The sequence below is a fragment of the Mesorhizobium sp. M7A.F.Ca.CA.004.12.1.1 genome, assembly GCF_003997835.1.
GTDB lineage: Bacteria > Pseudomonadota > Alphaproteobacteria > Rhizobiales > Rhizobiaceae > Mesorhizobium.
This window is the reverse complement of record NZ_RZRK01000907.1, coordinates 1-2,336: the sequence shown is the minus strand read 5'-3', so window position 1 is coordinate 2,336 and position 2,336 is coordinate 1. Positions and strand designations below refer to the sequence as shown.

General features: G+C 61.8%; 3 protein-coding genes and 1 pseudogene. 2 read left to right on the top strand and 2 right to left on the bottom strand.

The window, feature by feature from the left end; all coding sequences use genetic code 11:
- Window positions 1–354 (bottom strand): annotated as a pseudogene (locus EN984_RS31545) (alanine dehydrogenase); the annotation flags it as partial.
- A gap of 155 nt (window positions 355–509) precedes the next feature.
- Between EN984_RS31545 and EN984_RS31540 the strand changes: the two are divergent.
- On the top strand, window positions 510–983 hold the full coding sequence (locus EN984_RS31540) for an Lrp/AsnC family transcriptional regulator (protein ID WP_127269076.1): 474 nt from the start codon (window positions 510–512) through the stop codon (window positions 981–983).
- 145 nt (window positions 984–1,128) lie between these two features.
- Here the strand turns inward: EN984_RS31540 and EN984_RS31535 are convergent, their stop codons facing one another.
- On the bottom strand, window positions 1,129–1,782 hold the full coding sequence (locus tag EN984_RS31535; protein WP_127269075.1) for a 5-formyltetrahydrofolate cyclo-ligase: 654 nt from the start codon (window positions 1,780–1,782) through the stop codon (window positions 1,129–1,131).
- A gap of 163 nt (window positions 1,783–1,945) precedes the next feature.
- On the opposite strand from EN984_RS31535, the gene EN984_RS31530 reads away from it, so the two are divergent.
- A partial coding sequence (locus EN984_RS31530) for an FAD-dependent oxidoreductase (protein ID WP_164765787.1) occupies window positions 1,946–2,336 on the top strand: 391 nt, incomplete at its 3' end.

Here is a 2,336-nt window from a genome sequence, read left to right as displayed (position 1 = left end):
CTCGTAGGCGATTGCCGTCACGCCGGACGCAAGCAGGCCTTTGGTCTGCTCCGGATCCGGAGCAAGGTGAAGGTAGGTGTACAGGATCTGGCCTTCGCGAAGCTGCGCCCATTCGCTGGGCTGCGGCTCCTTGACCTTGACGATCATGTCCGACCTGGCGAACACCTCGGCGGCCGTCTTGGCAATCGTGGCGCCGGCGGCGCGATAGGCGTTGTCATCGGCGCCGATGCCGGCACCGGCCCCGGTCTCAACCAGCACTTCGTGGCCATGGGCGACATATTCGCGGACCGAGCCGGGGGTGAGGCCGACGCGGTATTCGTGGTTCTTGATTTCCTTGGGGCAGCCGACGCGCATTTTCTTCTCCTGATCCGGCCCTTTGGGCTCGTTCCCTGTATGGATGGAGTGAACCACGAATCGTTGCGCAGGTGTTTGCGAATGCGCTTGCGCCAACCGGCAGGTTTCGATAATCGTTGCGCGAAATAGCTGGATATTCGCAGGATTCACGAAAAATGCGGCTCGACAGGATTGATATCGCCATTCTCGAGGCTTTGCAGAAGGATGGCAGGATACCCAATGCGGCACTGGCCGAGAAGGTCGGCCTGTCGCAGTCGGCCTGTTCGCGCCGGCTCGACAATCTGGAGAAATCCGGAACCATCCGCGGCTATCATGCCCGGCTTTCCAATGCAGCACTCGGCCACCAGATGACGGCGATCGTGCACATATCGCTGTCGGGACAGTTCGAGAAGACGCTTTCGGATTTCGAGGCGGCGATCAAACGCTGCCCGAACGTGCTGTCCTGTCACCTGATGTCGGGCGAGTACGACTACATCCTGCGGATCGCGGCGAAGGATCTCGTCGACTATGAGCGCATCCACAAGGAATGGCTGTCGGCAATGCCGCATGTGACCAAAATCAATTCGTCCTTTGCGCTACGCGAAATCGTCGACAGGACCGCCATGGGCATGAAGCCGGAAATGGCCTAGGCTGCGTTGATATTCAGGTGATGCCGGCCTGCAAATGGTAGCTCCCTGCGCTTCCGGTGCTCGCGTACGAAAAGTACGCTCCGCTCCCGTTCTCGGAAGCGACCATTTTCGACTCGGCCTGACCTGAATCTCAGCACAGCCTGGACTAGCTGGCCTCCGTTACCACCCGATCCATCGGGATATCGTGCGGCTGCGGGTAGATGGTCGCGATGCGTTGCAGCTCGTAGCCGACGCCGATGACCAGCGGCTTGAACGGCATCGCTGCCAGCGTGCGGTCGAAGAAGCCGCCGCCATAACCCAGGCGGTAGTTCTGGGGATCGATGCCGACGATCGGCGAGATGACGATGTCCGGCAGCACCGGATCGCCCTCGGCCGGGATCGGGATGTTCCAGACACCTTTCTCCAGCCGGTCGCCCGCTTTGTAGGCGCGGAAGATCAGCGGGTGCCCCTTGTCGATGACGATGGGCAGGGCGGTGCGGCCGCCGCGTTCGTTTATGGACGCCATCCAAGGCCGCAAATCCGGCTCGCCGCGAAACGGCCAGTAGAGACTGACCATGCGCCCGGCGATCTCGCCGATGATCGCGTCGAGGCCATCGGCGATGCGTTGCGACATTACCGCTCGCGCGTCGGCCGAAACGGCGAGACGCGCAGCGATCAGCCGTTCGCGTTCGGCCTTGCGCCAGCGTCTCACATCGATCCAGTCGCTCGAAGGCGCACGGAATTCCGGATCGAGCTCGTGCATGAAACAGGGCGGCGAAGAATACTGCGCCGGAGCATCGTCGTCACGATCGTTGGCCATGCCTCACCTCATCGCGTGTTCGATGACGCTATACCTCGCGATACGATACAACATGTGCATTCACGACATGGAACGACGAGTCTCGGGCACCGTCCATCTGTTGTTGCATTGCACAAAAATACCTACATCCAGGACAGCCAATCTTGCCATCGGGGTGAACGAAATGAATGAAGCCAGGCATCATGTCGTCGTTGTCGGCGCGGGTTTCGGCGGTCTCGAGTTCACCCGTGCACTTGCTGGCGCTCCGGTGCGTATCACCATGATCGACAAGCGCAACCATCACCTCTTCCAGCCGCTGCTCTATCAGGTGGCGACGACGGCGCTGGCCACCTCCGAGGTTGCCTGGCCGATCCGCCACCTCCTGCGCAAGCGCAAGGATGTGACGACCCTGCTCGCCAATGTCGCCGGTGTCGACCGCGCCGGCAAGCGCGTGCTGCTCGATGACGGCAGCGCGGTCGCCTACGACACGCTGGTGCTCGCCACCGGTGCCCGCCACGCCTATTTCGGCCACGACGAATGGGAGCCTTTCGCCCCGGGCCTGAAGACGCTGGAGG

Coding starts and splice junctions, on each gene's coding strand:
- EN984_RS31535 (WP_127269075.1), bottom strand. CDS start 1,782: ATGGCCAACGATCGTGACGACGATGCTCCGGCGCAGTATTCTTCGCCG.
- EN984_RS31540 (WP_127269076.1), top strand. CDS start 510: ATGCGGCTCGACAGGATTGATATCGCCATTCTCGAGGCTTTGCAGAAG.